This is a genomic window from Trichocoleus sp. ST-U1 (genome assembly GCF_039961835.1).
Classification (GTDB): Bacteria; Cyanobacteriota; Cyanobacteriia; order Cyanobacteriales; family FACHB-T130; genus FACHB-T130.
In genome coordinates, this window is the sequence record NZ_JAMPJZ010000071.1 from 23,294 (window position 1) to 29,403 (window position 6,110).

Sequence of the window (6,110 nt, forward strand, 5' to 3'; positions counted from 1 at the left end):
CCCCTCAGACAACCGATTGGGCGGAATGTGCGAGTTATTTGCCAAGGGTCAGTTCCTCTTTTTTCCCTAAGATACCTTGTGGACGCCAAACCATCAGCACCATCAGGATTAAACCAATCACCATGATTCTAAATGCCCCTTCCCGCGAGGCATCCAGTTGCACCACCTGAGGTAAGTAAAAGCGCGTCAAACTATCGTAACCCCAGAAAATCACCGCCCCCAGGATTGTGCCCACATTGTTACCCGCACCGCCCAAGACAACAATCGTCCAAGCATAGAAAGTCGTTAGCGGCTCAAAGTTATTCGGGTAAACCGTTGTCGTCTGCCATGCCAAAAAAGCCCCAGCGACTCCGGCGATCGCGCCTCCCAGCATGAAAGATTGTAATTTGTACCAAAAGACATTTTTTCCTAATGCTTTAGGAATTTGCTCATCTTCTCGAATCGCTTTTAGCACTCGACCCCAAGGCGATCGCACCAACGTCTCCAGCAGCCAAAACGTCAACCCCAATACCAGCAGCGACAACACCATCAAACCAAGCTTATCTCCTGGTGGCAAGGCATATCCATATACCCCAAACGATCCTTGCCGAAATTCTTTGCCCATTGGCAATGGCTGATTATTGACAACTAAACGGAGCAATTCGGAAACGCCGATGGTCACGATTGCTAAGTAATCCTCGCGCAACCGTAGAGTTGATAATCCGATTAACAGTCCTAGCAGCGCTGCTAAAACAGCACCGATAGCCACCCCGAAAATTAGGGGAACCCCCTGCAAGCTCAACAACACTGTGGTGTATGCACCGACTGTCATAAAGGCAATATGCCCAAAATTAATCAGTCCGGTGAAGCCCCACTGTAAATTTAAACCCAAGCTAAACAGGGCAAAAATTGTCGTAGAAATTGTCAAAAAGATGAGATAGCCAACCATGCCACGCTTGTGAGACTCAATAAACTATAAACTCTAAGCTCTAAGCTTTAGATTGTCCAAGATCCCTCTAACAAGAAGGCTCTAGGGAATGTTACGTTGTTCGCCAGTGTTTAATTATGAATTTTCTCAGAGGTCGATTACAACGCTTAACTGCTCAGCTACCCGATTTAATCGATCAACTCGCTGATGACAACTTGGATGACGCCTGGAAAGTTCTACAACAGATTTATTATGACCTGTATATGCTCAAGCCATCCAAGAGTCGAAGCATACCGTACAGCCGGGGGAAACCCTAACTCGCGAAGAAGCTCTCCGGATGTTGCACTTCCCCTAAGTTTTCCCCTGTTCGTCGGCTGAATCAAAGGGTAAAAATCGCTTTTAGTCAAATTTCGCAGTAAAAAGAAAAAGTATCTGCCATTTGGAGTAAGAGCCAGTTGCCCTGTGAAACTAGAAGTGCGCTATGCCCGGTCTTTTCTGCGAGACCTGAAGAACTTAGAATACGCAGCGAGAGAGCGGATATATGAATTCGTCTTTGAGGAGTTCATGCGGATCGAGCGAATTACCGATTTGCCGGAACTCCGGGAAATCGGGTCTGATAGTATCTTCTACCGCTTTACGATAGATGACTATCTAATTGCGATTGAAGTGACCGGGCATCTTGTTAAATTTCTGCGGGTTCTGCCCAAACCGCGTCTTTAAGAGGCTTTCGAGTTGAAAGCCGGTCGTTGTAAGACCGAATAGAGCGGTCTAATGAATTTTCCTGGCTATCTCAGATAAATCTAGCTGTACAGGACTCTAAAGCAATTCTGAATCTCAATTTGGGGTGGGAGAATTACCCAATTAACGAATTGACAGGCTAATTCGTCAAAAGTGATGCTGAAGCTTACCTTAAACTTGTGTTGACTGGAAACACGCTTATTGAGATTTACTTATGGATGCTGCTGCACTTTGGCAACGTTACCAAGAATGGCTCTACTACCATGAGGGGTTAGACTTTTACCTCGATGTCAGCCGGATGCGGTTTGATAGTGAGTTTGTCGAGGCGATGCAGCCGAGGTTTGAGAAGGCGTTTCAGGAGATGGAGGCACTGGAGGGAGGCGCGATCGCAAACCCTGATGAAAACCGCATGGTAGGTCACTACTGGCTGCGCGACCCGGATTTAGCGCCCACTCCGGAAATCAAACAACAGATTGTCCAAACTTTAGAGCAGATTGAAGCGTTTGCCCAAAAAATCCACAGTGGCGAAATTCATCCACCCAACGCTCCAAAGTTTACCGATATTGTTTCCATCGGTATCGGCGGCTCGGCACTCGGTCCCCAATTTGTCGCCCAAGCGATCGCCCCAGACTTCCCGCCCCTCGCCATCCACTTCATTGACAACACCGATCCGGCGGGCATTGACCGTATCCTCTCCCAGCTCAAAGATCGGCTGAACAGCACCCTCGTCTTAGTCATCTCCAAATCAGGGGGAACGCCAGAACCCCGCAATGGCATGGTAGAAGTGCAAAAAGCCTTCGCTGAGCAGAATCTGAACTTTTCCCCTCAAGCTGTTGCCATCACTGGGGAAAGCAGCAAATTAGATCGGCAGGCAAACTCAGAAGGCTGGTTGGCAACCTTCCCAATGGAAGATTGGGTGGGAGGACGTACCTCGGAGCTGTCAGCCGTAGGATTGCTCCCAGCCGCCTTGCAGGGCATCGATATCCGCGCCATGCTTGCCGGTGCCAAAGAAATGGACACTGCCACTCGCCTGCCCCAAGTCAAGAAAAATCCAGCCGCACTACTGGCGATGAGCTGGTACTTCGCCGGAAATGGCAAAGGTGAAAAAGATATGGTGGTGTTGCCCTACAAAGACAGCCTGCTGCTATTCAGCCGCTATTTGCAACAGCTAGTCATGGAATCTTTGGGCAAAGAAAAAGACCTTGACGGAAATATCGTCTACCAAGGGATTGCTGTTTATGGCAACAAAGGCTCAACCGACCAACACGCTTACGTGCAGCAGTTGCGAGAGGGTGTCCCGAATTTCTTTCTGACCTTCATTGAAGTCTTAAAAGACCGACAGGGTAACTCCCCCTTCGTCGAGCCGGAAGTTACATCCGGCGACTATCTCTCTGGTTTACTCCAGGGAACCCGACAAGCTCTGTATGAAAACCAGCGGGATTCTGTCACCGTGACGATTCCTCAGGTAAATCCCCGGATGGTAGGTGCGTTAATTGCTTTGTATGACCGGGCTGTCGGACTTTATGGTTTCCTGGTCAATATCAATGCTTATCACCAGCCAGGGGTAGAAGCGGGTAAAAAGGCTGCCGCCGCCATTCTCGACTTGCAAAGACGAGTTTTACAGGCAGTACAAGAGGAAGGCGCGCCCCTTTCTTTAACTGAGTTGGCTCAGAAAGCGGGTGCCTCCGATCAAATTGAGGCAATTTACAAAATTCTGCGCCATCTTGATGCTAATCAGCGGAGTGTTGTTTTACAAGGCAATTTGGGCAAACCCAGCAGTTTGAGGGTTTCCGCCATTTAAATGGCTCTGATTTATCATAAATTTGGCATTTTAGAGCGAAGACAAAGCTTCAACTCAAAGGATGCTGAATACGGCTCTAATCGAGGAAATTGAGATCTGTCCGCTAGCTTCCGCAAACAGGGGAGTGGCTAAGTTTTACATCCCCTCAGTTTAAGTTTAAGTAGGGGCACAGCGTTGCCGTGCCCCTATGGCTAATACGAAAGTTTAGAGACTCTACCTCTCAATGCCGAGACGCTCGTGCAAGCTGCTCAAAACAGTAACTAAAAAAGCACAGCTAAAACTGAGAAATTCAATCCTTCTCCTTCTTAATTTGTCAATAAGCTGGGGCAAGTCAGAACAAATACGTCCCTTGTTCCTTCACCGTGAAATAGTGGCTGAATGGGAGTTGTATAGTGAAAAAATTCCCGATCGTTGACTAATAGCAGTTCACCTGGATGAAGAACTTTAGAAAAAACCGGGTCATGCTTTTTGGATTTGTAGAGATGGGTTTCTCCACCTTGAATATTTTCCCGCCCTACAGAAAATATGCCGACAAAATCAGTCCCATCCCGATGAATCCCTTCAGGGGCAGGGTTTCCATAATTATCTGGCGAACAGGTCGTTCTAATTTGATGAACTCCTATTTCAACAGCTTCTGGGTCGAGTTGGCAGTAATCAATAAATGCCAAAACAAGTTTTTTGAAATCTTCAAGCTTCGTAATGGCATCATCTAGTTCGGCATACTCTCGCTTGATATCGCCGACTAATGGATTGTATTGCTTGCTTTGAAACAAGTAACCATGCGGTAGTTTGACTAAGTCATTTCCAAATACTTTGAACCGAGATAATCTTCTGAAACGATAATTATTCTTGATGTAAGGGTCAACAGGAAGATCGCTAAAGAATGGCTTAAAACCTTCTATCTTTACGGAATGGACTTTGTGTAAGGTAAACATCATGGCATAAGCCAAATCCGTCGATCCCGGTAGCGTTTGCATCGCTTTTTCTCCAGTACGCTTCGATCCCCAGTTTTCCTTCCTACTTTAGGAAGGCTATTCTTTAAGCATAAACTTAGAATTTTTAATTTGGTTGTTTATGATACAAAATTAATACAAATTTTTGATAAAGATTCCCTCCCAATGACTCAGTGAAATGTAAAAATTTAGATATAGTTTTACATATTTCTTCCTTCTCTGGGATTTTACTGAACTGCCAGCCTTAAGTTCGCACTGCTTTTACCAAAGCCTCGCACGCTCGCAGGAAAATACCGACATCCACACCGAGAGTTATGTACTGAACTCCGGCATCAATCCACTGCTTCGCTGTTTCAGGATTATCGGCAAATGTGCCCGCAGATTTCCCAGCCTTGCGAATCGTGGTAACGCATTTTTGCATCAGCTCAATTACCCGCGAGTCTTGCACTTGCCCCGGAATGCCCAAAGACTGCGACAAGTCATAAGGGCCGAGGAAAATGACATCAATGTGGGGCACGCTGACAATTTCTTCAATATTTTCGACGCCGCGAATCCCTTCGACGTGAACGACAATCAGAGATTCTTCGTTGAGCTGATTTGTAATTTGCGTCCCTGCTGCTGCGTACACGCCAGCACGGGTGTAAAATGAAAGTCCGCGCGAACCAAGAGGGCTATATTTGGCACCACGCACAACATCCGCTGCGTCGGACTGAGTTTCTATTTGAGGCACTTGGACACCGGCACTGCCGATGTCCAGTGCCCGTTGAATTTGCGGTGCGTCGTTCTTGCGGATGCGTATAATTGGTGCCAATCCCACGCAGTCGGCTGCACGGCACAGGTCTTCGGCAACCAGTGTGTTGAGGGCACCGTGTTCCATGTCAATCACGGCAAAGTCAAATCCTGCGTGTCCGCAGATTTCTATAAATGCCGGATAGGCGCAGTTGATGAACGGGCCGAGGACAACCTCACCTCGCTTGAGTTTCCGTTTCAGTTGATTTTCACGCATTGGTCAGTTTTCACCTTAAGAGGCAGAACAGTGTTCCCACTTTTAGGATGGACTTGACCTATTCTAGGGGTTATGTACGCTCTTCCTCTGTGCCCATGCCTTTGCTCATCGTGGTTGCCGATGACGATCCAGGAATTCGGCTTTCTATATGCGATTATCTGGAAATGTCTGGCTACTCAGTTATTACAGCTGAGGATGGTCAAGCAGCTCTCAGTTTAGTTGAGTCATATCATCCTCATTTGCTTGTAACAGACATTATGATGCCCCGGATGGATGGCTATGAACTGGTGCGGCGTCTCCGTCAACGCCCAGCGTTTCGTCTATTACCAGTAATTTTCTTAACGGAGCGTGCAACGACCTCAGAACGGATTCGGGGCTACCAATTAGGCTGCGATCTGTATCTGCCCAAGCCGTTTGAGTTGGATGAGTTAGGGGCAGTGATTCGCAATCTTTTAGAGCGATCGCAGATGATTCAAGTTGAATGGCGATCGCTGATTCATGCTGTTGCCACACCAGAGAAGGAAGTGGAAGGCCCTGGGCTTCCCCAACATACTCCTTCAAACTCATTCAACCTAACTCAGCGAGAACAGGAAGTTCTCGATTTACTCACTAAGGGTTTATCTAACGCCGACATCGGCAACGAGTTGCACCTCAGTCCTCGGACGGTGGAAAAGCACGTCAGCAACCTGCTGAGAAAAACGGAAA

Annotated in this window: 7 protein-coding genes; 4 read left to right on the forward strand and 3 right to left on the reverse strand. The window is 47.4% G+C overall.

The genetic code is table 11. The annotated features are described in order from the left end of the window. Nucleotides 1-34: 34 nt before the first annotated feature. Nucleotides 35-928, reverse strand: a complete 894-nt coding sequence (locus NDA06_RS20650) for a branched-chain amino acid ABC transporter permease (RefSeq protein WP_190987124.1) — start codon at nucleotides 926-928, stop codon at nucleotides 35-37. Nucleotides 929-1,044: 116 nt separating this feature from the next. On the opposite strand from NDA06_RS20650, the gene NDA06_RS20655 reads away from it, so the two are divergent. From NDA06_RS20655 to NDA06_RS20665, 3 genes are all read left to right on the forward strand, one after another. Further along, the gene (locus tag NDA06_RS20655; RefSeq protein WP_242047575.1) at nucleotides 1,045-1,224 is read left to right on the forward strand and encodes a hypothetical protein; all 180 of its coding nucleotides are present in this window, start codon (nucleotides 1,045-1,047) and stop codon (nucleotides 1,222-1,224) included. 145 nt (nucleotides 1,225-1,369) lie between these two features. Then, on the forward strand, nucleotides 1,370-1,627 hold the full coding sequence (locus NDA06_RS20660; RefSeq protein ID WP_190534934.1) for a cytotoxic translational repressor of toxin-antitoxin stability system: 258 nt from the start codon (nucleotides 1,370-1,372) through the stop codon (nucleotides 1,625-1,627). A gap of 232 nt (nucleotides 1,628-1,859) precedes the next feature. Beyond that, nucleotides 1,860-3,446 (forward strand): glucose-6-phosphate isomerase, encoded by a 1,587-nt coding sequence (locus NDA06_RS20665; protein WP_190987125.1) that lies wholly within the window; start codon nucleotides 1,860-1,862, stop codon nucleotides 3,444-3,446. A gap of 305 nt (nucleotides 3,447-3,751) precedes the next feature. Here the strand turns inward: NDA06_RS20665 and NDA06_RS20670 are convergent, their stop codons facing one another. Then, nucleotides 3,752-4,423 (reverse strand): 2OG-Fe dioxygenase family protein, encoded by a 672-nt coding sequence (locus NDA06_RS20670; RefSeq protein ID WP_190410567.1) that lies wholly within the window; start codon nucleotides 4,421-4,423, stop codon nucleotides 3,752-3,754. A gap of 220 nt (nucleotides 4,424-4,643) precedes the next feature. Beyond that, nucleotides 4,644-5,405, reverse strand: a complete 762-nt coding sequence (locus tag NDA06_RS20675; protein WP_190685564.1) for an aldolase/citrate lyase family protein — start codon at nucleotides 5,403-5,405, stop codon at nucleotides 4,644-4,646. A 95-nt stretch (nucleotides 5,406-5,500) separates the two neighbouring features. On the opposite strand from NDA06_RS20675, the gene NDA06_RS20680 reads away from it, so the two are divergent. Beyond that, a partial coding sequence (locus NDA06_RS20680) for a response regulator (RefSeq protein ID WP_348251834.1) occupies nucleotides 5,501-6,110 on the forward strand: 610 nt, incomplete at its 3' end.